20 protein-coding genes are annotated in these 25,043 nt (G+C 65.6%); 7 read left to right on the top strand and 13 right to left on the bottom strand.

The annotated features are described in order from the left end of the window. Positions 1–150: 150 nt before the first annotated feature. The 3 genes from DN388_RS06095 to DN388_RS06085 all read left to right on the top strand — a co-directional run bounded on the left by DN388_RS06095 (position 151) and on the right by DN388_RS06085 (position 2,208). Positions 151–831, top strand: coding sequence for a Fe2+-dependent dioxygenase (locus DN388_RS06095; RefSeq protein WP_043862512.1), 681 nt, complete (start codon positions 151–153; stop codon positions 829–831). 3 nt (positions 832–834) lie between these two features. After that, the gene (locus DN388_RS06090) at positions 835–1,617 is read left to right on the top strand and encodes a tetratricopeptide repeat protein (protein WP_254997677.1); all 783 of its coding nucleotides are present in this window, start codon (positions 835–837) and stop codon (positions 1,615–1,617) included. Positions 1,618–1,728: 111 nt separating this feature from the next. Beyond that, positions 1,729–2,208, top strand: coding sequence for a hypothetical protein (locus DN388_RS06085; RefSeq protein WP_043862510.1), 480 nt, complete (start codon positions 1,729–1,731; stop codon positions 2,206–2,208). 66 nt (positions 2,209–2,274) lie between these two features. Here DN388_RS06085 and DN388_RS06080 read toward each other — a convergent pair whose 3' ends face one another. Beyond that, positions 2,275–3,438, bottom strand: a complete 1,164-nt coding sequence (locus tag DN388_RS06080; RefSeq protein ID WP_254997673.1) for a type III PLP-dependent enzyme — start codon at positions 3,436–3,438, stop codon at positions 2,275–2,277. 620 nt (positions 3,439–4,058) lie between these two features. Here DN388_RS06080 and DN388_RS06075 point away from each other — a divergent pair. The 3 genes from DN388_RS06075 (at position 4,059) to DN388_RS06065 (ending at position 8,073) form a co-directional block, all read left to right on the top strand. Then, positions 4,059–4,547, top strand: a complete 489-nt coding sequence (locus DN388_RS06075; RefSeq protein ID WP_254997670.1) for a sigma-70 family RNA polymerase sigma factor — start codon at positions 4,059–4,061, stop codon at positions 4,545–4,547. Between the two features lie 17 nt (positions 4,548–4,564). Next, the gene (locus DN388_RS06070; RefSeq protein ID WP_054916402.1) at positions 4,565–5,539 is read left to right on the top strand and encodes a FecR family protein; all 975 of its coding nucleotides are present in this window, start codon (positions 4,565–4,567) and stop codon (positions 5,537–5,539) included. A 107-nt stretch (positions 5,540–5,646) separates the two neighbouring features. Beyond that, positions 5,647–8,073, top strand: a complete 2,427-nt coding sequence (locus DN388_RS06065) for a TonB-dependent receptor (RefSeq protein ID WP_043862506.1) — start codon at positions 5,647–5,649, stop codon at positions 8,071–8,073. Between the two features lie 93 nt (positions 8,074–8,166). Here DN388_RS06065 and DN388_RS06060 read toward each other — a convergent pair whose 3' ends face one another. The 4 genes from DN388_RS06060 to DN388_RS06045 are packed head-to-tail and all read right to left on the bottom strand — an operon-like array spanning position 8,167 to position 11,604. Further along, positions 8,167–9,321 (bottom strand): betaine/proline/choline family ABC transporter ATP-binding protein, encoded by a 1,155-nt coding sequence (locus DN388_RS06060; RefSeq protein ID WP_043862505.1) that lies wholly within the window; start codon positions 9,319–9,321, stop codon positions 8,167–8,169. Continuing rightward, positions 9,318–9,971, bottom strand: a complete 654-nt coding sequence (locus tag DN388_RS06055) for an ABC transporter permease (protein ID WP_043862504.1) — start codon at positions 9,969–9,971, stop codon at positions 9,318–9,320. The genes DN388_RS06060 and DN388_RS06055 overlap by 4 nt, the downstream gene beginning before the upstream one ends. Further along, positions 9,968–10,876 (bottom strand): glycine betaine ABC transporter substrate-binding protein, encoded by a 909-nt coding sequence (locus DN388_RS06050; protein ID WP_088515319.1) that lies wholly within the window; start codon positions 10,874–10,876, stop codon positions 9,968–9,970. Before DN388_RS06050 ends, DN388_RS06055 begins: the two co-directional genes overlap by 4 nt. A 14-nt stretch (positions 10,877–10,890) precedes the next feature. Further along, on the bottom strand, positions 10,891–11,604 hold the full coding sequence (locus tag DN388_RS06045; protein ID WP_054916398.1) for an ABC transporter permease: 714 nt from the start codon (positions 11,602–11,604) through the stop codon (positions 10,891–10,893). Positions 11,605–11,947: 343 nt separating this feature from the next. Between DN388_RS06045 and DN388_RS06040 the strand changes: the two genes are divergently transcribed. Then, complete coding sequence (locus tag DN388_RS06040; protein WP_043862501.1) at positions 11,948–13,531, top strand: peptide chain release factor 3; 1,584 nt, start codon at positions 11,948–11,950, stop codon at positions 13,529–13,531. Between the two features lie 55 nt (positions 13,532–13,586). Here the strand turns inward: DN388_RS06040 and DN388_RS06035 are convergent, their stop codons facing one another. The 8 genes from DN388_RS06035 to DN388_RS06000 all read right to left on the bottom strand — a co-directional run. Beyond that, a complete protein-coding gene (locus tag DN388_RS06035) occupies positions 13,587–18,350 on the bottom strand; it encodes a DUF6543 domain-containing protein (protein ID WP_254997645.1) in 4,764 nt (1,587 codons plus the stop codon). A 117-nt stretch (positions 18,351–18,467) separates the two neighbouring features. Continuing rightward, positions 18,468–19,547, bottom strand: coding sequence for a polyamine ABC transporter substrate-binding protein (locus DN388_RS06030; RefSeq protein WP_054916396.1), 1,080 nt, complete (start codon positions 19,545–19,547; stop codon positions 18,468–18,470). A gap of 54 nt (positions 19,548–19,601) precedes the next feature. Next, positions 19,602–19,943: a cupin domain-containing protein gene (locus tag DN388_RS06025; RefSeq protein WP_043862498.1), complete on the bottom strand. Its 342-nt coding sequence runs from the start codon at positions 19,941–19,943 to the stop codon at positions 19,602–19,604. A 25-nt stretch (positions 19,944–19,968) separates the two neighbouring features. Next, complete coding sequence (locus DN388_RS06020; protein WP_054916395.1) at positions 19,969–21,375, bottom strand: FAD-binding oxidoreductase; 1,407 nt, start codon at positions 21,373–21,375, stop codon at positions 19,969–19,971. Between the two features lie 38 nt (positions 21,376–21,413). Then, complete coding sequence (locus tag DN388_RS06015) at positions 21,414–22,247, bottom strand: nuclear transport factor 2 family protein (protein WP_043862496.1); 834 nt, start codon at positions 22,245–22,247, stop codon at positions 21,414–21,416. A 130-nt stretch (positions 22,248–22,377) separates the two neighbouring features. After that, entirely contained in the window at positions 22,378–23,346 is a 969-nt protein-coding gene (locus DN388_RS06010) for a peptide ABC transporter ATP-binding protein (protein WP_043862495.1), read from the bottom strand. Continuing rightward, complete coding sequence (locus tag DN388_RS06005; protein WP_054916393.1) at positions 23,346–24,314, bottom strand: ABC transporter ATP-binding protein; 969 nt, start codon at positions 24,312–24,314, stop codon at positions 23,346–23,348. Before DN388_RS06005 ends, DN388_RS06010 begins: the two co-directional genes overlap by 1 nt. Positions 24,315–24,324: 10 nt before the next feature. Then, positions 24,325–25,043 (bottom strand): ABC transporter permease subunit (locus tag DN388_RS06000; RefSeq protein ID WP_254997636.1); only part of this gene is annotated, 719 nt, incomplete at its 5' end.

Here is a 25,043-nt window from a genome sequence, read left to right as displayed (position 1 = left end):
AATTGCTATTCGTACTGAATTTACATTCTTTACACCTTTGTGTGGCGGTTTATGCCTGCTGAAACGTCCCGCCCCTCGCAAGGGGCTTGTACTGGTTCAATAAGAATCAATACCATTGACGCCCTTTAGCCGACCCCTGGTGCCTGCGCCATGCTTTTACACATTCCCGGCCTGTTCACCCGCGAAGAAGTGCAGCGTATTCGCCAGGCGCTGGAGCAGGCCGATTGGGCCGACGGCAAGATCACCGCGGGCTACCAGTCGGCCAAGGCCAAGCACAACCTGCAGCTGCCCGAGGCGCACCCGCTGGCCAAGGAAATCGGCAGCGCGATGATCGAGCGCCTGTGGAGCAACCCGCGCTTCATGTCGGCGGCGCTGCCGTTCAAGGTGTTCCCACCGTTGGTCAACTGCTACCGCGAAGGGGGCAGCTTCGGCTTTCACATCGACAACGCCATCCGCCAGCCGCGTGGCAGCCATGAGCGGGTACGTACCGACCTGTCGTCGACACTGTTCTTCAGCGACCCCGACGAATACGACGGTGGCGAGCTGGAGATCCAGGACACCTATGGCCTGCAGCAGGTCAAGCTGGCGGCAGGCGACATGGTGCTGTACCCCGGCACCAGCCTGCACAAGGTCAACCCGGTAACCCGCGGGGCGCGCTATGCGGCGTTTTTCTGGACCCAGAGCATGGTGCGCGAGGACAGCCAGCGGGCCTTGCTGTTCGAGATGGACAACGCCATCCAGCAGCTCACGGTGGATGTGCCCGACCACCCGTCGCTGATTCAGCTCACCGGCACCTACCACAACCTGCTGCGCCGCTGGGCAGAGGTCTGAGCCGTGACCTTCAACCTGCGTCGCGAAGAACAGGTCGATATCGACCAGTTGCATCAACTCATCGAACACAGTCCGGGCAAGGCGGCCCAGGCCCTGCTGGCGGCTGCCGCGCAGAACGTTGTCGAGGCCCAGCTGCTGCTGGGGCAGATCCTGCTCGACGGGCGTGGCATCGAGCAGGACCCGGCACTGGCGCGGACCTGGTTCGGCATTGCCGCCCGCCAGGGCAGTGCGATGGGGCACAACATGCTCGGGCGCTGCCTGGAGCATGGGTGGGGAGGGCAGGCCGACCTGGCGGCGGCGGCCGGTCACTACCGTGCGGCCGCTGCCGCAGGGCTGGACTGGGGCCAGTACAACCTGGCCAACCTGCTGGCCACGGGGCGGGGTGTGGGCCAGGACCATGCTGCGGCCCTGCACCTGTATCAGCAGGCCGCCCACGCCGGCCACGCCAAGTCGATGAACCTGCTGGGACGTTACCTGGAGCAGGGGCTGGCCTGCGCGGCCGACCGGCACGCCGCCATGCACTGGTATCGTCTTTCTGCCGAGGCCGGCGATTTTCGCGGGCAGTTCAGCCATGCGGCGATCCTCGCCGAGCAAGGCCACATGGAGCAGTCGCTGGTGTGGCTGCAAAAGGCCCTGGAGCAGGGTAACGGCAACTTCCTGCGTGCTGCAGTGGTCAGCCTGGAGCAGGCCGAGCAGCCGCAGATCCAGGCGATGGCGGGGGCCTATCGGCAGCGTCTGGAGCAGGTGTCGCGGCAGGCCACGGAAAGCCTTCACTCTCGGGTTTAGCCTGCCGCCTTTCTATGCTCGATCACTCCCATGCTTCTCAAGGAAGATCGACCATGAACAGCAACCACCGTATTGCCAGTCACCCGGGCCTTGCCTGCGCAGGGGGTCGCCATGAGTGACACCTGGAATTTCTCATTCATCGCCAGCCTCTACTCGGTGACGCCGGGCCACAAGGGCCGTATCGGTATCAGCCTGGTCGAAGGCGGCATCGACAACGATGGCTGGTTGCAGGTGATGACCGACACCCGGCTCATCAAGCCGGTCAATTTTCGTTTCGACTACGTCTCCCACACCGACCGGCGCATTACCTACAACATCTCCAGCTCTTCGGATACCGGGTTCTATCGGGGCGCGGCGGTGGGCAAGAACTTCAATCACTATGTGGGCCTGTTCCCGGGGGGTACCAGCGAGCCCTGGCTGGTCAAGCCCTTGGGGGAGTGGGGCGACCATGACGTGCTGCGACTGAAGCTCTATGACACCTACGAGTGCAGCATCGGCAACTACCGTCACTCCGACGGCATGGATTACCTGAATGTGATCAGCGGGGAGAACCTCGAGTTCGAGGCACATGTACTGCGTGTGCTGAGCTGACCGCGCGGGCCCATGAAAAAAGGCGACGGTAGCAACCGTCGCCTTTCGTGTGCAGCTGACCCGTGGTTACAGGTAGTACGCCTTCAGCGGCGGGAAGCCGTTGAACTCCACCGCGCTGTAGCTGGTGGTGTAGGCACCGGTCGACAGCCAGTACAGGCGGTCACCGATGGCCAGGTTCAGCGGCAGGCCGTACTTGTAGTGTTCGTACATGATGTCGGCGCTGTCGCAGGTCGGGCCGGCGATCACCACCTCTTCCATCTCGCCTTTCTTCTCGGTCCAGATCGGGAACTTGATCGACTCGTCCATGGTTTCGATCAGGCCGGAGAACTTGCCCACGTCGGTGTAAACCCAGCGCTCCACGGCGGTACGCGACTTGCGCGCCACCAGCACCACTTCGCTGACCAGGATGCCGGCGTTGGCGATCAGCGAGCGGCCAGGCTCCAGGATGATTTCCGGCAGGTCGTCGCCGAAGTCTTCCTTGAGAAAGCGAATGATCTCTTCGGCGTAGGTTTCCAGGCTGTTGGTACGGGTGATGTAGTTGGCCGGAAAGCCGCCACCCATGTTGATCAGCTTGAGCACGATGCCGTCTTCTTCCTTCAGGCGCTCGAAGATCACCTTGACCTTGGCGATGGCCGCATCCCACACGCTGATGTCGCGCTGCTGCGAACCCACGTGGAAGGAGATGCCGTAAGGCACCAGGCCCAGGTCGCGGGCCAGGATCAGCAGGTCCATGGCCATGTCGGTCTGGCAGCCGAACTTGCGCGACAGCGGCCAGTCGGCGGTGGTGGAGCCTTCGGTGAGGATGCGTACATACACTTTCGAGCCCGGTGCGGCCTTGGCGATATTGCGCAGGTCGGCTTCGGAGTCGGTGGCGTACAGGCGCACGCCCTTCTCGTAGAAGTAGCGGATGTCCTTGGATTTCTTGATGGTGTTGCCGTAGCTGATGCGCTCCGGGCCGATGCCGCGGGCCATCACCTTGTCCAGCTCGTAGATCGAGGCGATGTCGAAGTTCGAGCCCTTGTCCTTGAGCAGGTCGATGATTTCGACCGCAGGGTTGGCCTTGACCGCGTAGTACACCTTGGCGAATTCGAAACCGGCGCGCAGGTCGTCATAGGCCTGGCTGATCATGGCCGTGTCGATGAGCACGAACGGGGTTTCTTGCTTGTCGGCGAACGCCTTCATTTTGTTGAAGGTATCGCGTGCGAAGTAGTCTTCGACCTGGATCGACATGCTGGGGGACTCCATGGGCAAACTGAATGAATAAGTGGCTGCAACTGAGCGCCCTCCGTATCCCCACTTTGGTTCGCCTACTTCCCAAGGCATGTCGCCGAAAGCAAAAAGGTCAACCGGGTCGCAGAAGCTGCGCAGCGGGTGACCTTGCTGTCTCGTCGTCAGTACTTGAGCCGGATGGATCGTTTCCAGCATGGACGCTCGGCGCGAACTTTAGGACCTGAAGGATTCAAGATCAACAAAAAATCTCGCGTTTTTTCGCTACGCTGACGCACGTTGCAGACACCCCTCGTTTTAACCGACCCGGATGACAGGCAGATGTTCCCGAAGTTTTGCGAAGCGTTAAAAATACCCGCACGTTCGCAGCTTTTGCAGGCCAACTCAGCTAAAACAACGATGGCGTCAACTTCGGCGACGATGGCCCCAAAAGGTTGGGCAAGCGCACGCAAACAGCTTGAACGGGCAGGGCACGGGCACCGTTCGCAGCGGGGCGTGTGTGCATATTTTTAGCCGCTCGCATGGGCGCTGTTGCAGGGCAATCGCTCGGCGGTGATTGCCGGGTTTAATAAGAAACATTACTATTCGCAACCTCCCTCCCGCCTAGCGACGACCCCCGCACCGTGTCTCGACACAAAGGCTTCCTCGACCACTACCATGAGCTGATCGGCACCTGGACCCGCAAGTTGCGCAGTCGTCAGCAGGCCGAGGACCTCGCGCACGATGCCTTTGTGCGGGTGCTGGAAAACCCCGCCCTGCCAGTCGAGAAGCCGCGCGCCTATCTGCACCAGACGGCACGCAACATTGCCGTGGACGGCTACCGGCGCGAAGACCGGCGCCAGGCCCTGGAGCAGGAAGGGCTGGACCTGTCGCCCACCCCGGGCGATGACCCCGAGGCCTATGTGCATGCACTGGAGCTGGCCGACAGCGTGGAACGCGCCCTGGCCGAGCTGCCGCTCAACTGCCGCAAGGTGTTCATCTGGCAGAAGCTCGAAGGCCTGACCCAGGCCGAGATCGCCGAGCGCATGGGCTTGACCAAGAACATGGTCGAAAAGTATATGATCCGCACGCTCCGGCATCTGCGTGAGCACCTGGATGTGTCAACGAGATGAGTCAGGCAAATGTTTTCATGAATCAGGGCACATGCCCCTGCGGCGATGACGCCGTGCGCGACCAGGCCGCCGAATGGTTCGCCCGTGGCCGCGATGCGCCCCTGACGCCCCAGCAGCAGGCGCAACTGCATGCCTGGCTGGCGCAGCACCCCCAGCACAAATATGAATACGACCTGCTCGGGCGCCTGTGGGGCGCGGCCGACCTGCTGCCGCGCGAGCGCCTGCAGGCCTTGTGTGCGCCCGACCCGGTACGCCAGCTGCCGCGTCGACGCCTGTTGCGCCAGGCCCTGGCAGCCAGTGTGGTGGCGGTCGCGGCAGGGCTTGGCTGGTTCGGCTGGCAGCAGCACCAGCTCAATTACCAGGGCCAGATGCAGACCGGCCTGGGCGAGCGTCGCCAGCTCGACCTGCCCGATGGCTCGCGCCTGGAGCTCAACGGCCGCACGCGGGTGCAGGTGAGTTTCAGTGCCGGGCAGCGGGACATTCGCCTGGAGCAGGGCGAGGTGATGTTCAGCGTTGCCCATGATACGGCCCGCCCCTTCGTGGTCAGCACCGGCCATGGCAAGGTCACGGTCACCGGTACGCGCTTCGATGTGCGCCGCGACAGCGAGCAGACCCGCGTGGCGGTCGAGCAGGGTTCGGTGCGCGTGCAGGGCGACGGCCAGGGGCAGGCGCTGCTGAGCGCCGGCCTCGGTTCGCACATCGATGCCCATGGCGCGGTGGCAGCGCCCTATACGGTGGACGCCGCCGCGTTGACCGCCTGGCGCGGCGGCAAACTGGTGTTCAACGATGTGCCGCTGGGCGAGGTGGTGCGCGAGGTCTCGCGCTACCGCGAACACCCGCTGCGCGTGGCTCCCGGCAAAACGGCGGCGCTGCGCCTCAGCAGCAGCTTCAGCACCGATGACACCGACGCCCTGCTGCGCGCCTTGCCCAGCATCCTGCCGGTGGCCATCAAGGCCCATGCCGATGGCTCGCAAGAAATAATCGCAAAATAGATTCAGGTTTTTTTCCCGTTGTTCGTCTTCCTGCCCAACTGCAACTGCCAAGCATTTTCATTCGCAGGCGGTGGCCGATTTTCTGACCCTCAGGACTTCTCGACGACGTGAACAACAACAAGGTTTCCAAACGCTGGCTGCCGCTGGCACTGGCATTGGCCGTCAGCGGCGGCATCGCCAACAGCTACGCCGATTCGGCACCCACCAGCATCCAGATCCAGGCCCAGCCGCTGGCCGCGGCACTGGGCCAGCTGGGCCGGCAGACATCGCTGCAACTGTTCTTCAGCCCCGACCTGGTGGCCGGCAAACAGGCCCCGGCGGTGTCCGGCAACCTGGCCCCCGAACAGGCGCTGCAGGCCCTGCTGCAGGGCAGCGGGCTGACCTACGAGATTTCCCAGGGCACCGTGGTGCTGCACGCGGCGCAGCCAGTGAGCACGGCGCCCGGCACCCTGGAGCTGGCGCCTACCGACATCAGCATGGTCGGCGACTGGCTGGGCGACGCCCAGGAAAGCGTGGTGCAGAACCACCCCGGTGCGCGCACCGTGGTACGCCGTGAAGCCATGGTCGAGCAGGGCGCGCTGAGCGTGCGCGACGTGCTGCGCGGGGTGCCGGGTGTGCAGGTGCAGGACTCCAACGGCACCGGCGGCAGCGACATCGCGCTGAACGTCGGCGTGCGCGGGCTCACCTCGCGCCTGTCGCCGCGTTCCACGGTGCTGATCGACGGCATTCCCGCCGCATTCGCCCCGTATGGCCAGCCGCAGTTGTCGATGGCGCCGATTTCCTCGGGCAACCTGGACAGCATCGACGTGGTGCGCGGCGCAGGCTCGGTGCGCTATGGGCCGCAGAACGTCGGCGGGGTGATCAACTTCGTCACCCGAGCCATCCCCGAGAAGGCCACCGGCGAGCTGGGCACCACGATCCAGACCTCGCGTCATGGCGGCTGGAAGCACATCGAGTCGGCCTTCCTTGGCGGCACCGCCGACAATGGCCTGGGTGCGGCGTTGCTGTACTCCGGGGTCAAGGGCAATGGCTACCGCAGCAGCAACAACAGCAACGACATCGACGACGTGCTGTTCAAGACCCACTGGGCGCTGACCGACCGTGACGAGCTGTCGCTGAACTTCCATTACTACGATGGCAAGGCCGACATGCCCGGCGGCCTGACCCAGGCCCAGTTCGACAAGAACCCCTACCAGTCCGACCGCGACCACGACAACTTCACCGGTCGGCGCAAGGATGTCTCGCTTAAGTACCTGCGCCAGATCGACGACGTGACCCAGTTCGAGGTGCAGACCTACTACACCGACAGCTTCCGTGGCAGCAGCATTGCCGCGCGCGACCAGCAGACGCTGTCGTCGTACCCGCGCAGCTACCACACCTTTGCCGTCGAGCCGCGCCTGTCGCGGGTGTTCGTCACCGGCCCGGCCACCCAGGAGGTCAGCGTCGGTTATCGCTACCTCAAGGAAGCCATGCACGAGCAGGCCACGCGCCTGGCGCTGATCGACAACGTGCCCACCGTAACCCCTGAATCCGACGGCCACGTGTACCAGGACCGTACCGGCGGCACCGAGGCCAGCGCCTACTACATCGACAACAAGATCGACGTGGGCAACTGGACCATCACCCCGGGCGTGCGTTTCGAGCACATCAACACCGACTGGAACGATCGCCCGGTCATGGGCCTGGGCAACAAGCCGGTGGTTGCCAAGAGCCGCAGCGTGACCAGCAACGAACCGCTGCCGGCATTGAGCGTGATGTATCACCTGTCCGATGCGTGGAAGCTGTTCGCCAACTACGAGACCTCGTTCGGCAGCCTGCAGTACTTCCAGCTGGGCCAGGGCGGGCAGGGCGACCAGACCGCCAACGGCCTGCAGGCCGAGAAGGCCAAGACCTACGAGATCGGCACGCGCTATGACAACGGCAACTGGGGCGGCGAGCTGACCGCGTTCTACATCGACTTCGATGACGAGCTGCAGTACATCAGCAACGACGTGGGCTGGACCAACCTGGGCGCGACCAAGCACCAGGGCATCGAGGCCTCGATGCACTACGACCTGGCAGGGCTGGACCCGCGTCTGCAGGGCTTGAGTGCGAACGCCGGCTTCACCTACACCCGCGCCACCTATGAAGGGGCGATCCCGGGCTTCGAAGGGCGCGACCTGCCGTTCTACTCACGCCAGATCGCCAATGCCGGGCTGCGTTACCAGGTGGACCGCTGGACCTGGAATGTGGACGCCTATGCGCAATCCAAACAGCGTGCTCCGGGTACCGGCATGACCAGCAAAGGTGCCTTCACCGGCGACTACATCACCGAACCGACGGCTGATGGGCAGTATGGCGACATTCCGGGGTATGTGACCTGGAGTGCGCGGGGCGGGTATGACTTTGGTGCGCAGCTGTCGAACCTGAAGCTGGCGGCGGGGGTGAAGAACATCTTCGACAAGCAGTTCTTCACCCGTTCCAGCGACAACAATTCGGGGATCTACCTGGGCGAGCCGCGCACGTTCTATGTGCAGGCCAGTGTAGGGTTCTGACAACGCCTTCGCTACGCCGATCGCACAGGCCATGACCTGCCGGACCGGCGTTGTCAGCCTTGTCTGTTCGGCAGTAGATCGCGGTGGAGCTATTCAGGCCACCGTTTCGGCCGGCGACACGATGCTGGTCTTCATGCCCCGCGAACGCCCCGAGCTCAGGTACGCGGCAATCGATTCCTGGGTGACCTCGCCCAGGAACACGTTCTCGGCGTCCAGCACCGGCAACCACGAACGGTTGAACTCGTACATGCGCGACAGCAGGATGCGCAGGTGCTCGTCATGCGCGGCGGTGGCGTTGAACGTGCGCAGGAAGTCCGCGCAGGTGCCCTGCTGACGGTGCAGGTCGCGCCGGCGCACATAGCCCATCGCCTTGTTCTGGCCATCGGTGACCACCACGTAGCGACGGTCATGTTCGTCCATCAGCTCCAGCGCATCGGCCACCGACGTCTCGGGGCTCACCGATGGCGCGTTGTCTGCCGCATCCTCGGCACGCACCAGCAGCAGGCGCTTGAGGGTGCTGTCCTGGCCCACGAAGTTGCTCACGAAGTCATCTGCCGGGTGCGCCAGCAAGGTGTCGGGGTGGTCGATCTGGATCAGCTTGCCAGCGCGGAAGATGGCGATCTTGTCGCCCAGCTTGATCGCCTCGTCGATGTCGTGGCTGACCATGATCACGGTCTTGTTCAATGCACGCTGCATCTCGAAGAACTCGTTCTGGATCATCTCGCGGTTGATCGGGTCGACCGCACCGAACGGCTCGTCCATCAGCAGCAGCGGCGCATCCGCCGCCAGCGCGCGGATCACGCCGATACGCTGCTGCTGGCCACCGGACAGTTCACGCGGGTAGCGGTGCAGGTACTGCTTGGGCTCGAGCTTGATCATGCTCATCAGCTCGCGGGCCCGCTCGTGGCACTTGTGCTTGTCCCAACCGAGCAGGCGCGGCACCACGGTGATGTTCTCCTCGATGGTCATGTTGGGGAACAGGCCGATCTGCTGGATCACATAGCCGATGGTGCGACGCAGCGTCACCGCGTCCAGGTCGGTGGTGTCTTCGCCATTGATCAGCACCTTGCCCGAGGTGGGCGCGATCAGGCGGTTGATCATCTTGAGGGTGGTGCTCTTGCCGCACCCGGACGGGCCGAGGAACACGCAGATCTCGCCTTCGTTGACCGTCAGGCTTACCGAGTCGACGGCCTTTACGTCCTTGCCGTTGCTGTGGAAGGTCTTGCACAGGTTCTGAAGTTCGATCATTTGAGCAGTCCTTTTGGAGTCAGCGAGCGTTGCAGGGCTTGCAGCAGCAGGTCGGCGAAGATGGCCAGCAGGCTCACCAGCACGGCGCCGACCAGCAGCATCGACATGTCGCTGCGGCTGATGGAGGTCAGGATAAGTACGCCAAGGCCACCGGCACCGATGGTCGCGGCAATGGTCATCACGCCGATGTTCATCACCACGGCGGTGCGTACACCGGCCAGAATCACCGGTACCGCAATCGGCAGCTCGACCATGCGCAGGCGCTGGCCGAAGGTCATGCCGATGCCGCGGGCGGCTTCGCGTATGCCGGGCTCGACGTTGGTCAGCGCCAGGTAGGTGTTGCGCAGAATCGGCAGCAGTGAATACAGAAACACCGCGGTGATCGCCGGCAGCGGGCCCAGGCCCTGGCCGAACTTGGAATAGAACGGCAGCAGCAGGCCGAACAGGGCGATCGACGGCACGGTCAGCAGCACCGTGGCGCTGGCCTGCAGAGGCCCGGCAAGCACCGGAAAGCGGGTCATCAGAATGCCCAGGGGCACGCCGATCAGAATGGCCAGGGTGACCGCGATGCCGACCAGGGTGATGTGCTCCCAGGTCAGTTGCAGCACCTGGGCCCAGTCCAGGTGGGCGAAGGTATCAAGCAGACTCATGGTTGCTCCTCGGCAGGTGGATGCTGGCGCAGGTAGGCGGCGGCGACTTTGCTCGGGCTCTGGTGCTCGACGTCCACCTTGGCATTGAGCTGGCGCATGGTCTCGTCATCCAGTTGCTCGGCCAGCGGCTTGAGCAGCCCGGCCAGTTGCGGATGGGCGTCGAGTACGGCCTGGCGCACCACCGGGGCGGCGGTGTAGTCGGGGAAGTAATGCAGGTCGTCGTCCAGCAGCTTGAGGTCGAAGGCGCTCAGGCGCCCGTCGGTGGTGTACACCAGCCCGCTGAACACCTGGCCGTTGCGCAGCGCGGTGTACACCAGCCCGGCATCCATCTGGCGGATGTCGCGGCGGGTGAACTGCAGGTCGTAGGTCTGGGTCAGGCCCACCAGGCCGTCGGGGCGGTTGGCGAACTCGGTGTCCAGCGCCAGTACATGGCTGCGGTCGGGCTCGTCGCGCAGCACCTGATTGAGCTGGCTGATGCTGTTGACCTGCGGGTACTGCTCGGCGATGTTGCGCGGCAGCGCCAGGGCATAGGTGTTGCTGAACTTCGAGGGTGCCAGCCACACCAGGCCCTTCTTCGCGTCCAGCTGCTTGACCCGGGCGTAGGTGGCCTCGGCGCTGTCCATGCGTTCGTCGATATGGTTGTAGGACACCAGCGACACGCCGGTGTATTCCCACACCATGTCCAGTTGGCCGCTTTCCTGCGCGCTGCGCGCCAGGGTGCTGCCCAGGCCGCCGGTGATGCGCACGTCGAAGCCGTGGCTGCGCAGGTACTGCGCGGTGATTTCGGCCAGCACGGTCTGTTCGGTGAACACTCGCGCGCCGAGGCGGATCAGGGGTTTGTCGGCGGCCTGGGCGAATCCTGCGAACAGCAGGGCCGCGCCCAGCAACAAGGCGATTCTTTTCATGGGGGTTCCTTCGCTTAGTTGGCCAGGCCGCGTTCGAGCCAGCGGCGACTGCATTGGCTGACCAGCGCATCGAGCAGCAGGGCGAGCAAGGCCGTGGTGGCGGCGCCCAGCAACAGTTGCGGCTGGTTGTTAAGGGCGATGCCGGGGAATATCAGGCTGCCCAGGCTGTTGGCGCCGATCAGGAACGACAGCGGCGCGGTACCCACGTTGATTGCCAGTGCCACTCGAACGCCGCCGACGATGATCGGTACCGCGTTGGGCAGCTCGACCCGCCACAGCGTCTGGCGCGGGGTCATGCCGATGCCGGTGGCGGCTTCCTTGAGCGAGGCGGGGACGTTTTTCAGGCCTTCGTAGGTGTTGCGCACGATGGGCAGCAGGGAGGCGAGGAACAGCGCGAAGATTGCCGGGCCTGCGCCGATGCCCAGAAAGCTCAGGGCGATGGCCAGAACGGCCAGGGGGGGAACGGTGTTGCCAATGTTGAAGATCTGCATGAAGCGTTCGGCGCGGTCGACCCGGTGCGGTCGACTCAAGGCAATGCCGGCGGGGATACCCACGGCCAGCGCCGCCACCATCGAGCACGCCACCAGCATCAGGTGCGCTTGCAGGTAGAACCACAGATCGGCGCGGTAGTGCGCGATTGTATCGATGCCGATCCAGTGGATCAGCAGGGCCAGGATGACGAGCGCGGCGGCCCATCCCATCAGCCCCTTGCCATAGCGTTTAGCCACAGGCGGACTCCTTTTTTTTGTCGGCGGGCACACTCCCGTGGCGGCTGCCGGTCCAGGCAGCAGGCAGTGTGATCGCGATAAGCAGCGGGTCGCTCCGGTAGAGCGGAACACGCCATGAGCGCAGCCTCGTCAGGCGCATGTTGCCGATGAAACCCACCCTGACGAACGGTTGAAAACCGTATACGTAACATCTCGTAACAGGGCAGTGGACGTCTCCGCAGTCGCAAAGGTTCCCATCCGAAGCGGCATTTGGCCAGCGCAGATCGACCCAGTGGTTCAGTTAGGGGGTGAGTTTGGGCTATAATCGCCGCCCTTTTTTGAATCTCCAGTCAGGCGATTTCCCATGACCAACCAGGCCGCCGAAGTCGCGAAACGCCGCACCTTCGCCATTATTTCCCACCCCGATGCGGGTAAGACCACCATCACCGAGAAGCTGCTGCTGATGGGCAAGGCGATTGCCGTCGCCGGTACGGTGAAATCGCGAAAGTCCGACCGCCATGCCACCTCCGACTGGATGGAAATGGAAAAGCAGCGTGGCATCTCCATCACCACCTCGGTGATGCAGTTCCCGTATCGCGACCATATGGTCAACCTGCTCGATACCCCCGGCCACGAAGACTTCTCCGAAGACACCTACCGCACCCTGACCGCAGTGGACTCGGCGCTGATGGTGCTCGACGGCGGCAAGGGCGTAGAGCCACGCACCATCGCCCTGATGGACGTGTGCCGTCTGCGTGACACGCCCATCGTCAGCTTCATCAACAAACTCGACCGCGATATCCGCGACCCGATCGAGCTGCTCGACGAGATCGAGGCGGTTCTCAAGATCAAGGCCGCGCCGATCACCTGGCCGATCGGCTGCTACCGCGACTTCAAGGGCGTGTACCACCTGGCCGGTGACTACATCATCGTGTACACCCCGGGCCACGGCCACGAGCGTACCGAGGTGAAGATCATCGAGAAGCTCGACTCGGACGAAGCCCGCGCCCACCTGGGTGACGAGTACGAGCGCTTCATCGAGCAACTGGAACTGGTGCAGGGCGCCTGCCATGAGTTCGACCAGGACGAGTTCATCAACGGCCAGCTGACCCCGGTGTTCTTCGGTACCGCGCTGGGCAACTTCGGTGTGGACCATGTGCTCGACGCGGTGGTCGACTGGGCGCCACGTCCGCTGCCACGTGTGGCCCATGAGCGCACCGTGGAGCCGACCGAAGAGAAGTTCAGCGGCTTCGTGTTCAAGATCCAGGCGAACATGGACCCCAAGCACCGCGACCGCATCGCGTTCATGCGCATCTGCTCGGGCAAGTACGAGAAGGGCATGAAGATGCGCCACGTGCGCACCGGCAAGGACCTGCGCATCGGCGACGCACTGACGTTCTTCTCGTCCGAGCGCGAGCAGCTCGAAGAGGCGTTCGCCGGCGACATCATCGGCCTGCACAACCACGGCACCATCCAGATCGGCGACACCTTCACCGAGGGCGAGAGCCTGGGCTTCACCGGTATCCCGCACTTCGCCCCTGAGCTGTTCCGCCGCGTGCGCCTGAAGGACCCGCTCAAGTCCAAGCAGCTGCGCCAGGGCCTGCAGCAACTGGCCGAAGAGGGCGCCACCCAGGTGTTCTTCCCCGAGCGCAGCAACGACATCATCCTCGGCGCCGTGGGTGTGCTGCAGTTCGACGTGGTCGCCAGCCGCCTGAAGGAAGAGTACAAGGTCGAGTGCGGCTACGAGCCGATCACCGTGTGGTCGGCGCGCTGGATCAGCTGCGACGACAAGAAGAAACTCGAGGAATTCAGCAACAAGGCCGTGGAAAACCTGGCCATCGACGGTGGCGGTCACCTGACCTACCTGGCGCCGACCCGGGTCAACCTGGCGCTGATGGAAGAACGCTGGCCGGACGTGAAATTCCGCGCCACCCGCGAACACCACTGAGTTTTCGCACGCCCCCACGCCCGCGCAGCCCCCTGGCTGCGCGGGCGTTTTCGTTTCAGCCCCCCGCCGCCGGTGGGCGATGGCTTGCCTGGCCCAGGCGGTAGACCAGCAGGGTCAGCGAGTCGGCGTTCTTGAGCATGATTCGCGAGCGCACCACCGCATCGTCCAGAAAGCGCTGGCGCGCGACCGCCAGGTCATGGGTGTCGGCGATCTTGAGGATCAGGCTCAGGCCCTTGTTGTCGTCACGGGTGATGTCGCGTCGGGTACCGTCGCGTGAGCGCACCACGAACAGGCGCCGGGCCGGTGAACGGTGAGAGAACGCCTCGTCGTGCTGGCGCCTGAGCCAATCCTGCTGCTCGCCGGGCATGAGCAGGTCGGCAAACGCCAGCGAGGCATCCAGGTAGCGCATGTCGCGTGTGTCATAGGCGATATGGGAGAACTCGTGCAGCAGGCAGTTGGCACGCGCAATGGCATCGGCTTCCTGCCAGGATAGCTCGGGCCTGAGCTGGAGCCTGCCCAGGTAGCTGACGTCGAAATAGGCGTCCAGCAGAAACAGTTGCCGGAGCGGGTCATGGGGCGAGGTGAAGGCGATGCCGGTGTAGTTGCCGATATTGCTGGCCAGGATGTAGCGCCTGGACGTGGCGACCGAATAGTCCTGCGAGGTCATCAGTTCGAAGAGTTTTTCCACCGGTTCGCGTACGCGCTGCAGCAGGGCTTCGTCGGGTTCGACGCCGAAGAAATCGCTGAGGATCGTGCGGGTCTGTGCCGGCATGCGTTGCACCGGGCTGGCCTGCTGCAGGTTGTCCAGGCAGATGCCCAGGTAGTCGAGCGCCGTGCGGTGAGCCTGGCGCAGCATGCGCGCGCGGGCCGGCATGAGTCGCTGGATCTGGCGCATGCCCACGGCCCGGATGACGATATCGTTGCCGGCCATCACCTGACGCGAGGCCCACCCGCCCAGCCTGCCGATGATGCCACCACTTAGCACGGGTATGGCCTGCTGCGGGTCGATCTGCCAGCGGCCGTTGCCTTCGCTGCGCAGGCGTGGCCCTGGTTCGTCGATGCCCGGCGCACTCAGGTGCCAGCGCTGGTCCAGCTGGCGAACGCCGTACACCTTGCCCTCCAGGCAGGCGAACTGCGTCTGGCCATCGACGTCGGTATAGATCTGCTCGCGGCTGGCCAGGCCATCGAGGGACTGCTGCGGCACTTCGTAGGCGGACAGCCGCTGGTGCGACGCCTGCCCCAGGCGCCGCCAGAATTCGCCTTCGTCGGCCGGCAGCGCGCCAGGGCCCTGTTCGCGCACGCCATGCCCGGCCAGCAGGCCCTGCACCAGGGTGCAGGTCAGTTCCGACAAGGCCTGCGCCCAGTCGCCCGAGGGGCGCTCGGCCAATTGCAGCAGCGACAGTTCGCCCTGCCACGCGGCCAGCAGCAGGCCGATGCGGCCGGGGATGAACAGGGTCAGTTGGCTCCAGAGCAGCCCGAGTACCTCTTTCAGGGTGGCCCAGCGGGCTTCGGCGGTACTCACCAGTTGCGTATGGGCCATGCCCTGCAGCAACGCTGCATTGGTCTCGAACAGGTACTGCAGGGCGTTGCCATGCACCGGGCGCCAGGCCAGGGTCACCGGCTGCTGGGCATACAGCGGCAGCTCGAAATCGAATTCGGCGCTGTAGGGCAGGTGGGCCTCGGTGAACCCACCGTGGTCGTAGCGCGGGCGCATCGTGTCGGGCATGCAGGCCAGTATCCGGGCCTGCAGGGCCGGCACGCTGCGAAGCTGCTGCAGCAGGTCGGCCGAACTGCTGAAGGCCTGGAACAGACCGCCGGCCTGGTACGGCGTGTACATCACCACGGGGCCGGGCGCGGGGCTGGCGTACATGAACAGGTACACCCCGGGCACGGTATCGGGGGGCAGGCCGCTGTCGGCGATCAGTTCCAGGGGCACCAGTTGTGCGGCGGGGGCTGGCAGCTGGTCACGGGCGGTGGCGTCGGGCTGCTCGACGACGGCGCGGATGCACTCGACGTCGGCTGCGCCCAGTTGCCCCTGGAGCCGGGCGCGCCACGCCGCCTCCAGCAGTTGCCCCGGCAATTGCCGGCAGAACAGCCGCAGGCGCCTGGGGTAGCTCGCATGGTTGCGGTCCAGTTGCTCGGCCAGCAGCTGGCGATAGCCTTGACCCAGGTCCAGTTCGCGCACCAGCGCCCGCAGGTAGGCGGCATCGATGCGCGCAGGCACGGTCATGTCGCCCTCGAGCGTGATTGCGGTGATGGCGTGGTCCCAGTCGCGGTAATGGTTGAGCGCGTAGTCGACCAGGGTCTGGCGATGCTGGATGCTGGCGGCCGCTTCGCCTGTGGGGACCTCGCCGGTGGGCGGCAACGCGGTGACCCAGCGCGTGGTGGTGATCAACAGCTGGTCGGCAGGGTAGCGGCCGGCCGCGAAGTCCTGGTCCAGGCGGGCCTGGACCCGTTGGCGGGCATAGTCGGTCACCGCCGGGATGTCGAACAGGTAGTCCTGTGATGACGGGCTTTGCAGCAGGTTGCGCCCCAGAACCTGCAGGTAGCCGTACTGTTCGCTGGGGACGGCCTGCGCCAGCCAGTCAGGCAGTTGGGCACGCAGGCGCCGGGCACTGGCCAGGCGCTGCAGACGCTGCAGGTAGCGCAGTGTGCCAGGCGTGTCGAGCGTGCTGCGCAGCAGGTCGGGCAGGTGCGCGGCAGGCAGGCCGCGCCGGGTGAGCCGGTCGAAGGCGCGCACCGTTGCGGCCACGTCGTGTTCGGCCTGCCAGCTCTGCAGGTGGTGCGCAGGTGCGCCTGCCAGCGCCAGCCATTGAAAGCGTTGCGCGGCGGGGTAGCGCGCTGCGACGGCCTGCTCCAGCGCCAGGCGCGAGGTGAATGCGGCAAAGCCCTGGTCGAGGGTCCACAGCAGCCACAGATCGGGCTGTGCCTCGAGCGGCTGGCGGGTCAGCAGCAGGACCTCGCTGCTGGGTGCCTGGTCCAGGGCCAGTTGCCAGGCCCAGGCCGGCGCTGCCGGCGAGGGCGCCGGAAACAGGGCGGCGTGAATCAGCGCGCGTGCCGGGGCTGGCAGCAGGCTGTCGTGGTCGAGCAGGCGGTATTCGAGGGTCAGGGCCAGTTGCCACAGGTGCTTGAGGTACGTGCGTCGCTGCGCTTGATACTGCGTCAGGGCGCTCGCCAGTTGGCTGGCGGTGGCATCGGCGACCTGTGCGACAGCCTGTCGGGCCAGCGCCAGGTCGAGCGCAGGCAAGGCCACAGGCTGTTCGGCCACCACCGGGCCGCTGACCAGCCAGCGTTCATCCAGCGAGGTACCGATACCGCCGAGACGCTGCCACACCAGTTCGGCCAGGCTCAGCCAGGTGCGCCCGGCGCCGGGCTGGCCCAGGCGTACCTGGGGCACTGGCGGGCCCTTGTCCAGCACTGCGGCAAGGGCCTGGTCGAGCCCTGCCGCAGTCACCGTCTCCAGGCCTGGTACCTCTTCGAACAGTGCCTGCGCGTGGCCGGCCAGTGCGCTCACCAGCCGGTTCAGTTCCTCCAGGCCAGCGCCGGCTGCCTGTGCCGACGCTTGCAGCCGGGCCAGGGTGGCCGGGCTGTCGTGGGCGTGGGGCGAGGTGCCCAGGCGTGCGAGTTCGCCGGCCAGTCGACTGTCGAGATCCAGTGCCTGGCGGCATGCCTGATAACCGTCGTGGCCGCTGTCGGGGCGCAGTTGTGTTTCGATGTCCTGTTGCTGGGCGCTCAGCACCTGGCCAACCCAGCTGTCCAGTGCAGGGGCGGCCAGCGGTTGCAGGTGCAGGGCGCTGATGCGCAAGGCGTCCAGTTGGCTCTGCCGCGATGGGCTGACCACCGGGCGCCAGCTGTCGCGCAACCGGGGGTCGGTCAGCGACGATAACAACGCCCGCTTGCTGGCATGGCGCTCCAGCCCGCGTGCAGCACACCAGGTGAACACCGGGCCGGCACGGGTGCCGAGCGTGAGCACGCCCTCCAGCAGTTGGCTGTGGCCTTGCGCGGTAGTGACGTTGAGGCTGAACGCCTGCAGGGACGAGAGGGCCTCGGTGTCCAGCCATTGCAGCAGCGCTGCATGGTCGGTTTCGGCAAGGGCGCCGGCCCAGGCCTGGCGCGTGATCGCCTCGCGCACGCGCGCGCCCATCAGGCGGGCCAGTTGCCGGGCCGGCGTTTCGCTGCCGGCCTTGGCGGTATGCCAGTACCGGTGCAGTTGCCGTTGGCAGTCGCGTGCTGCCGCCAGGCGCTGCGGCGCCGCTGCAGCGGTAGCGGTGGTGGTGGCCAGGGCCTGCTCCCACAACGAGTCGGCTGGCGGCTGGCCCAGTACCTGCTGCTGCAGCTCGCCCAGCGCCTGGCCCTGGCGAGCGGCGATGACCAGCATCAGGTACTCGAACACCTCGTTCTCCAGCCGTTCGACCTGAACATCCACGATGCCGCCCTGGCCTGCCAGCAGGCGATCCCTGGGGGCGATGTAGTGCAGCAGTACGTGCGGGTGGCCGCTGCTCAGCAGTTCAACGAGGTGGTGCTTGAGCTGGGTACGGTCTTCGAAGCGCAGCAGCCCCAGCAACGGGTGGTAGAAAAAAACACGGGGGTGCGTGCTGCGGCTCAGCAGCAGGCTGGCGGTCAGTTCGCTGGCGTGGGCGCTGGCGGTGATCGCGCTCAGGCGGTCGATTCGCGGCGCGTCGGGCCCTGGCGCCTGCAGCCAGCCTTGCAGCCAGCGATGCTCCTCTTCATCGAGGCTGTCTCGGGTCTGTGCCAGGTGATCGGCAAAGCGCTGGCGCAGCGCAATGCGGTGAAAGTACGGCAGGGTCTTCAAGGGCATGGTGTGTGCTCGGCAGTGGGTGGGCGCCGGGCAACGGGCGGGCTGCGCTGTTGCCCCGGCAAGGGCTTCAGGCTGCCGGGGCACACAGGCCGAGGGTGGTATCTATTGCAGGGTGGCTCAGTTGCCGGCCTTGATGCTGGTCCAGATGCGGGTGCGCAGGCGGTCGATCTTGGCCGGCATGGCCTGCAGGGCGAACAGCTTGCCGAGCATGGCATCGGTCGGGTAGATCATGCTGTTGGCCTTGAGCGCCGGGTCCACCAGGCGGTCGGCTGCCTGGTTGCCGTTGGCGTACTGCACATGGTTGCTGATGTCGGCCATCACCTCGGGCTGCAACAGGTAGTTCATGTAGGCATAGCCGGCCTTTTCGTCCGGGGCATCGGCGGGCATGGCGACCATGTCGAACCACATCGGCGCGCCTTCCCTGGGAATCTCATAGCCCACCTTCACCCCGTTTCTGGCCTCTTCTGCACGGTTTCTGGCCTGCAGCACGTCGCCGGAGAAGCCCACCACCACGCAGATATCGCCGTTGGCCAGGTCGCCGGTGTACTTGGAGGAGTGGAAGTAGCTGATGTACGGGCGCACCTTCATCAGCAGGGCCTTGGCCTTCTCGTAGTCGGCCGGGTCCTGGCTGTGGTGCGGCAGGCCCAGGTAGTTGAGCGCGATCGGCAGCAGTTCGGGGCCGTTGTCGAGGATCGCTACACCGCAGCTCTTGAGCTTGCTGATGTTCTCGGGCTTGAAGATCAGGTCCCAGGAGTCCACCGGGGCATTCTCGCCCAGCGCCGCCTTGACCTTGTCGATGTTGTAGCCGATGCCGGTGCTGCCCCACAGGTAGGGGAAGCCGTAGCGGTTGCCCGGGTCGTTGACTTCCAGCGCCTTGAGCAGCACCGGGTTGAGGTTCTTCCAGTTGGGCAACTGGCGCTTGTCCAGCGCCTTGAGCGCCTTGCCCTGGATCTGCCGGGCCATGAAGTGGTTGGAGGGGAACACCACGTCGTAGCCCGAATTGCCGGTCATCAGCTTGCCGTCGAGGGTTTCGTTGCTGTCGAACACGTCATAGGTGGGCACGATGCCGCTGGCGGCCTGGAAGTTCTTCAGGGTGTCGGGGGCGATGTAGCTGGACCAGTTGTAGATTTTTACCGAGTCGGCCGCCTGGGCGATGGAGGCGGCCAGCAACAGCGGGGCGAAGAGCAATGGGCGCATGTCCGGATTCCTTGCTTGGTCTGTTTTTGTCGAAGGAGGCAGGCGATCAAAGGATCAGAAAATCAATACGTAGGTCTTGCGCACGGTCTCGTGGATATCCCAGATACCGGTGCTGTTGGCCGGCAACATCAGTGCGTCGCCGGCTTCTATGGTCAGCGGCTCGCCGCCGTCGGGGGTGAAGGTGCAGCGGCCCTTGATGAAGTGGCAGAACTCCTGCTGCTCGATCTGGCGCCGCCAGCGACCCGGGGTACATTCCCAGATGCCGGTTTCGACGCCGTCGTTGCGCTCCACGCAGGTCACCGAGGTGACCGCCACCGGCTCGCCCAGGGGCACGGCCACCGGGTTTGACTGTTCGAGAGCGACGCTATGGGTGTGCTTGAACTGGGTAATGCGCATGCCGGTGGTCCTGTGCAGGGGGAAGTCAGTGCATCAGGCTTTCCATGAAGTCCGCCACACCGCTGGCCAGGCGCCGGCGCCAGGGGGCGCTGGCCGGGTTGGCGAGGGTCTGGTCTTCGTGGACGAAGCTCTTGATGATCGCGTTGTAGCCGAGCCAGCGGCACGGCTCGGGCTCCCAGCGCGCCAGGCTGTTCAGGCGCGCCGCGGGGTGTACCCAGGGCTGGGCGGTGAGTGCGTTGCGTTGGCCCAGGATCAGCGCCGCCACGGTGCGCCCGCCCAGGTTGCTGGCGCCCACGCCTTCGCCGCCATAGCCACCGGCCAGGGCGATTCCCTGCTCGGCATCGCACAGCATGTGCGGGCGAAAGCGCCGCGCCATGCCCAGGTTGCCGCCCCAGGCGTGGGTGATGTCGACGTTCTTGAGCTGCGGAAACAGCTCGCCGAACAGGTAGCGGCGCAGGCCGATTTCGCTGTCGCTGAGGGTGAAGTCTTCGCGCAGGCGCCCGGCGAAGCGATAGCCGCCGCGGGCGCCGAACACCAGGCGGTTGTCGGCACTGCGCTGGCCGTAGGTGACCTGGCGGCTGTTTTCGCTGAAGGCCTGACCGGCGTTCAGGCCGATCTGCTCCCACACCTGCTCAGGCAGCGGCTCGGTGGCCACCAGCAGGCTCTGTACCGGCAACTGATAGCGCCCCAGCGGCGGCAGCCCGACGGCATAGCCTTCCACCGCCGGCACCACCCACTGGCAGCGCACCTGTGCCTGGGCGGTGCGTACCTGCCCCTTGTGCCAGTCGATGACCGGGCTGTTCTCGTAGAGCTTCACCCCCAGACGCTCGACGGCCCGGGCCAGGCCGCGCACCAGTTTGGCCGGGTGCACGGTGGCCACGTTCGGCGTGTAGATCGCCCCATAGGGCTTGGCGATGCGCAGCTGCGCGGCCAGCTCGACCGGGCTCAGCCAGCGATACTCGGCCTCGTTCAGGCCCTGCCGGTAGAGCTTTTGCAGGTAACTGCGCAGGCTCGCTTCCTGCTCGGGGTAGCGCGCCGCGCAATAAAGGGCGCCGCCCTTGCGGTAGTCGCAGTGGATGCCTTCGCGCTCGAGTACCGTTTCCACTTCGTCGGGGATGCCGTGCAGCAGGTCATAGGCGTCGCGGCGCTGTTCGGGGGAGCAATCGGCCAGCAGGCGGTCTTCGCCCAGCAGGTTGCCCATCAGCCAGCCGCCGTTACGCCCCGAGGCGCCGAAGCCTGCGATGTTGGCCTCGACGATGGCGATGTTCAGGTGCGGTGCCTGGCGCTTGAGGTAGTAGGCGCTCCACAGGCCCGTGTAGCCGGCGCCGATGATGCATACATCCACGTCCAGGTCCTGGCGCAACGCCGGGCGCGCGATCAGCGGCTCGTCAAGCTGGTCCATCCAAAGGCTGATACTGCGCCATGCCTGCATTGTGTTCGGCTCCACATCCGTAACGGTGTGGGCCGATGCTAGGGCTGGGCGGGCGGATTGTCTTGCGTGCGTGTCCGCAGAGAAATCTGTTGCACGTAGGCCTTGGGCGACAGGCCGGTGTGCTGGCGAAAGCACTTGTAGAACGCCGACAGTGAATTGAAGCCGGCGGCGAAGGCCAGGTCATCGACCTTGGGCGCCGGGCCTGCGCGCTCCAGTTCAGCCAGCAGATGCTGCAGGCGGGCCTGGTTGACGTAGCGGTAGAAGCTCTGGCCCAGCACCTGGTTGAGCAGGTAGGAGATCTGGTTGCGGCTGTAGCCGCACTCGCGGGCGACCTGTTGCAGGTCCAGTTGCGGGTCCAGATAGGGCTGGCGACGGGTGAAGTAGTGCTGCAGGTCCTGGGCCATGAAGCTCAGCTGGCGCGGTGACAGGCCCAGGCGGCTGGTGGCCGGGCGCAGGCTGGGGTGGCCGGTGTGGCGTGAAGGCTCGCGCACCAGCGAGGCGTATTCGTTGACCTGCCAGATCAGGCCGTCGCGCACGGTGATGGCCTCGCTGGCACGAAACGCGGTGATGCCGTCGCCGCCGCGCAGCGTTACCTGGTACTGGATGAAGGCGGTGCAGCCGTCGGTGCGGATGCGGTCGCTGTGCACGATGTCCTCGCCGTCCTGGCGCGGCATGCTGGCGGCCACGTATTCGCGCAGCTCGGCCAGGTGCAGTACGCGGTTCTGGAAGAAGTCGTTGTACTGGATGTCGGGGTGATAGAGCGCCATCACGCCGTCGAGGTCGCGGTGTTTCCAGCACAGGTGGTAGCGCAGCACGGTGGCGGCGGTTTCGGCGGTGTGTTCGGGGCCGTCGGGGATCGGGTGTGCGGCCATGGGGCTGGCTCATTGGAGGTAGGAAAGCAGAATACCTGCAGGGCCCTATCGCGGGTCAAGCCCGCTCCCACAAGGACAGCAGTGATCCGTGTGGGAGCGGGCTTGACCCGCGATTGCTGGCGCAGCGGTTCTAGAGAAACTGCTCCGCATAGTGGCACGCCACCTGCCGTGTACCCACCGGCCGGAACGCCGGCTCTTCACTGGCACAGCGCTCGGTGGCATACGGGCAACGCTTGTGGAACGCGCACCCCGGCGGTGGGTTCAGCGGGTTGGGCAACTCGCCCACGATCCTGATCTTTGGCTTGAGCGGGTCGGGGTGAATGGTCGGGGTCGCCGACAGCAGGGCCTGGGTGTAAGGGTGCAAAGGCCTGGCATAGATATCCTCCTTGGGCCCCATTTCCGCCGGGCGCCCCAGGTACATCACCAGTACCTGGTCGGCCACATGCCGCACCACCGCCAGGTTGTGCGAGATGAACACGTAGGCGGTGTTGAACTCCTTCTGCAAATCCATGAACAGGTTCAGCACCTGCGCCTGGATCGACACGTCCAGCGCCGAGGTCGGCTCGTCCGCCACCAGCACCTTGGGTTGCAGCATCATGGCCCGCGCCAGTGCGATGCGCTGGCGCTGGCCACCGGAGAACATGTGCGGGTAGCGCTGGTAGTGCTCGGGCCGCAGGCCCACCTGCTGCATCATCGCCTGCACCTTTTCGCGGCGTTCGGCCCTGGACAGCCGGGTGTTGATCAGCAGCGGCTCGGCCAGTTGGTCACCGACCTTCTGGCGCGGGTTGAGCGAGGCATAGGGGCTCTGGAACACCATCTGCACATCGCGGCGCAGTTGCCGGCGCTGCTGCTTGCTGGCACCGGCCACCTCCTGCCCGGCGATCTGCAACGAGCCCGACGACGGTTCCTCGATCAGGGTCAGGGCGCGGGCCAGGGTCGACTTGCCGCAGCCGGATTCGCCGACCACGGCCAGGGTCTTGCCGGCCTCCAGTTCGAACGACACCCCATTGAGGGCGCGTACCAGGGCATGGCCCTTGAACAGGCCCAGGGACACTTCGTAATGACGGGTGAGGTCACGGGCGGTCAGTACGACGCTCATCACGCCACCTCCTGGTTGAGCGGGTAGAAGCAGCGGGCCAGGCTGTGGGCCTTGGGGTCCAGGCTCGGACGTTGCTGGCGGCAGTGGTCCTGCACGTAGGGGCAGCGCGGCGACAGCAGGCAGCCGTGGGGCCGGTCGTAGCGTCCGGGCACGATGCCGGGCAGGGTCGCCAGGCGCTCGGCGCCTTCGCTGTGCTCGGGGATCGCTGCCAGCAGGGCTTCGCTGTAGGGGTGCGCAGGCACCTCGAACAGCTCGGGCACCTGGCCGACTTCCACTGCCTGGCCGGCATACATCACGCACACGCGGCGGGCGGTTTCGGCCACCACGGCAAGGTCGTGGGTAATCAGGATCAGCGCCATGTCCTGCTCTTTCTGCAGGTTGAGCAGCAGCTCCATGATCTGCGCCTGAATGGTCACGTCCAGCGCCGTGGTGGGCTCGTCGGCGATCAGCAGCTTGGGTTCGCCGGCAATCGCCATGGCGATTGCCACGCGCTGGCTCATGCCGCCGGAGAGTTGGTGGGGGTAGGCATCCAGGCGGCTTTCCGGGGCCGGGATCTCGACCTTCTTCAGCAGCTCCAGCGCACGCTGGCGCGCCGCCTTGCCGCGCAGCCCCAGGTGCTGGCGCAGCACCTCCTCGATCTGGAAACCCACGGTGTAGCTGGGGTTGAGTGCGGTCATGGGGTCCTGGAAGACCATCGCCATGTCCTTGCCGACCACCTTGCGCCGCTGCCGGCCGCTCAGGGTGAGCATGTCGCTGCCGTTGAAGGTCAAGGCGTCGGCGGTGATGCGCCCGGGGGCGTCGATCAGGCCCATCAGCGCCATCATGGTCACCGACTTGCCCGAGCCGGACTCGCCGACAATCGCCAGCACCTCGCCCTTTTCCACGTTCAGGTCGAGGCCGTCGACCACCGGTACCGCCGAGGCGTCGCCGAAGCGCACGCTCAGGTTCTTGATGTGTAGAAGTGACATGGGCTTCTCCTCAGGCGGCATTCTTGAGTTTCGGGTCCAGCGCATCGCGCAGCCCGTCGCCCATCAGGTTGATTGCCAGCACGCTGAGCAGGATGGTCAGGCCCGGCAGGCTGACCACCCACCAGGCGCGTTCGATGTAGTCGCGGGCCGAGGCCAGCATGGTGCCCCACTCCGGGGTCGGCGGTTGCACGCCCAGGCCCAGGAAGCCCAGCGCGGCGGCATCGAGAATCGCCGAACTGAAACTCAGGGTGGCCTGCACGATCAGCGGCGCCATGCAGTTGGGCAGCACGGTGACGAACATCAGGCGCGGCAAGCGTGCCCCGGCCAGGCGTGCGGCGGTGACGTAGTCGCGGTTCAGCTCGCCCATCACCGCGGCGCGGGTCAGGCGCACGTAGGCCGGCAGCGAGACGATGGCGATGGCGATCACGGTGTTGATCAGGCCAGGGCCCAGGATCGCCACGATGGCCACCGCCAGCAGCAGCGAGGGCAGCGCCAGCATCACGTCCATCAGGCGCATGATGGACGGGCCAAGCAGGCGCGGGAAAAACCCGGCCAGCAGGCCCAGCAGCACGCCCGGAATCAGCGAGATCATTACCGATGACAGGCCGATCAGCAGCGACAGGCGCGAACCCTGGATCAGCCGCGAGAGCAGGTCGCGGCCCAGCTCGTCGGTACCCAGCAGAAACTGCCATTGGCCGCCTTCGAGCCATACCGGCGGGGCAGCAGAAA

The organism is Pseudomonas sp. S12(2018), from assembly GCF_024355235.1.
In the GTDB taxonomy this organism is placed as follows: domain Bacteria; phylum Pseudomonadota; class Gammaproteobacteria; order Pseudomonadales; family Pseudomonadaceae; genus Aquipseudomonas; species Aquipseudomonas palmensis.
Note: the sequence above shows the minus strand (reverse complement) of the source record. Positions and strands in the feature narration are given on the sequence as shown.

Coding starts and splice junctions, on each gene's coding strand:
- DN388_RS06095 (WP_043862512.1), top strand. CDS start 151: ATGCTTTTACACATTCCCGGCCTGTTCACCCGCGAAGAAGTGCAGCGT.
- DN388_RS06085 (WP_043862510.1), top strand. CDS start 1,729: ATGAGTGACACCTGGAATTTCTCATTCATCGCCAGCCTCTACTCGGTG.
- DN388_RS06080 (WP_254997673.1), bottom strand. CDS start 3,438: ATGTCGATCCAGGTCGAAGACTACTTCGCACGCGATACCTTCAACAAA.
- DN388_RS06070 (WP_054916402.1), top strand. CDS start 4,565: ATGAATCAGGGCACATGCCCCTGCGGCGATGACGCCGTGCGCGACCAG.
- DN388_RS06060 (WP_043862505.1), bottom strand. CDS start 9,321: ATGATCGAACTTCAGAACCTGTGCAAGACCTTCCACAGCAACGGCAAG.
- DN388_RS06055 (WP_043862504.1), bottom strand. CDS start 9,971: ATGAGTCTGCTTGATACCTTCGCCCACCTGGACTGGGCCCAGGTGCTG.
- DN388_RS06050 (WP_088515319.1), bottom strand. CDS start 10,876: ATGAAAAGAATCGCCTTGTTGCTGGGCGCGGCCCTGCTGTTCGCAGGA.
- DN388_RS06040 (WP_043862501.1), top strand. CDS start 11,948: ATGACCAACCAGGCCGCCGAAGTCGCGAAACGCCGCACCTTCGCCATT.
- DN388_RS06035 (WP_254997645.1), bottom strand. CDS start 18,350: ATGCCCTTGAAGACCCTGCCGTACTTTCACCGCATTGCGCTGCGCCAG.
- DN388_RS06030 (WP_054916396.1), bottom strand. CDS start 19,547: ATGCGCCCATTGCTCTTCGCCCCGCTGTTGCTGGCCGCCTCCATCGCC.
- DN388_RS06025 (WP_043862498.1), bottom strand. CDS start 19,943: ATGCGCATTACCCAGTTCAAGCACACCCATAGCGTCGCTCTCGAACAG.
- DN388_RS06020 (WP_054916395.1), bottom strand. CDS start 21,375: ATGCAGGCATGGCGCAGTATCAGCCTTTGGATGGACCAGCTTGACGAG.
- DN388_RS06015 (WP_043862496.1), bottom strand. CDS start 22,247: ATGGCCGCACACCCGATCCCCGACGGCCCCGAACACACCGCCGAAACC.
- DN388_RS06010 (WP_043862495.1), bottom strand. CDS start 23,346: ATGAGCGTCGTACTGACCGCCCGTGACCTCACCCGTCATTACGAAGTG.
- DN388_RS06005 (WP_054916393.1), bottom strand. CDS start 24,314: ATGTCACTTCTACACATCAAGAACCTGAGCGTGCGCTTCGGCGACGCC.